This window comes from Robinsoniella sp. (assembly GCF_034124845.1).
This window is the reverse complement of the sequence record NZ_JAWYAJ010000382.1, coordinates 1-2,125: the sequence shown is the minus strand read 5'-3', so window position 1 is coordinate 2,125 and position 2,125 is coordinate 1. Positions and strand designations below refer to the sequence as shown.

General features: G+C 41.7%; 2 protein-coding genes. Both read right to left on the bottom strand.

Annotated features, from left to right (window positions below; all coding sequences use genetic code 11):
- Positions 1-298: 298 nt before the first annotated feature.
- Complete coding sequence (locus ACH2DQ_RS19195) at positions 299-949, bottom strand: DUF3786 domain-containing protein (protein WP_394915359.1); 651 nt, start codon at positions 947-949, stop codon at positions 299-301.
- Positions 950-1,186: 237 nt separating this feature from the next.
- On the bottom strand, positions 1,187-2,125 hold a 939-nt coding region (locus tag ACH2DQ_RS19190; RefSeq protein ID WP_395027882.1), incomplete at its 5' end, for an ASKHA domain-containing protein.

Below are 2,125 nucleotides of genomic sequence, written 5' to 3'. Positions count from 1 at the left end.
CATATTGCTCAAGATATTTCTCGTCAATACCTGCTTTTGCTGCGATTTCTGTAATAGGGGACATAGTAGTCTCCTGTGCGATTTCAATGTCTGATTTGTAACCCATAGTTAAATATCTCCTTTCATTACGATTGTTACTGTTCACTCCGCGGTCAGTAACTGCATAAATCCATCTAAAATCGCCTTTGGCGATGGGATTTATACACTCCTGAATCACTTTCTCACGCACTGTGCAGTAAATGCACAGTACTGCCGGAACAGTACTTTCGATCCGTTATGCGTATTCTTCGGAACGGATTTATATTTTTTTCAATGTGCCGATGGACACATCTCCAACAACTGCCAGATCCTCTGCTTCAAAGGAAAGAGGGAAATTATCAGAAAACAAAATTTGGGATGAAGGTGGAAATTCATCATCCCCGGCCCATAGAATAAATTGTACAAAATATCCATTTATGAATTCAAACTCGTAAGATACATCGCCTGATTCTAATTTAGAGGCACCCACTTTTTCCATCTGTGCCTGAAAAAGTTCTAACTTTGAACCGTAGGAAAACGCCAGGCGCATCAGGCATCTTCCCTGAAACTGCCTGAAATAAACTTCTCCCCAGGGTACTTCACGATAAGTCAGATACTTTCCGGTAGTTTCGGAAGCTACACCTTTTGTCAAAAACCGGATCGCAATAATTTTTGCTGCCACTTCATCCAAAAGGGCACCATATCCCTCATCATCAGTCTGTGCTTTTTCCACACGGAATTCCGGATAAAAGATCAGATACTCTTTCTGCATCATGCGCAGTGTAAATACCTGCTTTTCTTCATCAAAGGGAACTCCGGTGCGTCTGCTTGCTTCAATCGGATCTATTTTGCGGAATTCTTCCAGGTAATGCTCGAACGGGATTCGTTCTTTGTTGTCTTTTTCGTACTCAATATTCATCTGTATTCCCATTGCATATTGCAGACCCGCCTGCAATACTGCCACAATAAAACAAATTGAAAGAATTACAGCGTGGCGCCCTTTCCATATCACAATTTTCTTTCAATCTTTACGCTGGGAATAGCGCAAGCAATCTTGTGCTATTCCTGAATCAGCGGCGTAAATGCATTTTTCTTTCACATTTTACTTAATGAATACCGCAAGCAATCTTGCGATACTGCCTGAGCATCTACTCTATTTCAATTATATTTAATCTTCAAATAATGTTGTATCCGTATGTGGTAAGAAACATGCTGCGACAAACTCATCCATATACTGAGGTATTGCACTCAATTCCAGATAAGTCATATTTCTAGCAACTTCATATACTTTCCGTTCAGCCTGTGTGGAACAGAGCATTGCATATGCCCCTGACAGAGATGAATTTCCGATATACTGGTACAATTCCAAAGGAACCTTCGGGAACATACCGATATGAATTGCATTTTCCATATTGATGCCGCTGCCAATACCGCCCGCTACATAGACATGTTCAATCATAGAGATATCAAAATCACAATAGGATAACATCGTACGGATAGCAGAGAAAATAGCTCCCTTTGCACGGATAAAATTATCAATATCAACTTCGGAAATCTCCACATCTTTCACAGAGCCCGCTTCCGACTCAAATGCCAGCACATAGCTGCCCATATCAAACTTATCGTGTCTGACACGTTTGCCTTCACGCACAAATTTGCCTTTGGGGTTAATAATACCGCAGCGGAACAATTCGCTGATAATATCAATAATACCAGAGCCGCAGATACCAATCGGTTTCGTCCCCTCATCTCCGATTACAGAGAGACTGGGTTCCATCGTTTCCTGATCAATGGTACATGCTTCAATTGCGCCATCCGTAGCACGCATACCGCAGCTGATATCTCCGCCCTCAAAAGCAGGTCCCGCTGAGCAGGCACAGCTCATTAAAAAGTCAGAGTTGCCGAATACGATTTCTCCATTGGTACCAAGGTCAATAAACAGTGAAAATTCCGGTTTGTTCCACAAAGCACTTACAAATGCACCCGCGGTAATATCTCCGCCTACATAACTTCCGATATTCGGCGCTATGATAATATGGGAATCGGGATTAATCTGAATCCCAATATCAGATGCATACAAAGAATTTGTTTTAAAGAATGTGGGAAT

Coding starts and splice junctions, on each gene's coding strand:
- ACH2DQ_RS19195 (WP_394915359.1), bottom strand. CDS start 949: ATGGGAATACAGATGAATATTGAGTACGAAAAAGACAACAAAGAACGA.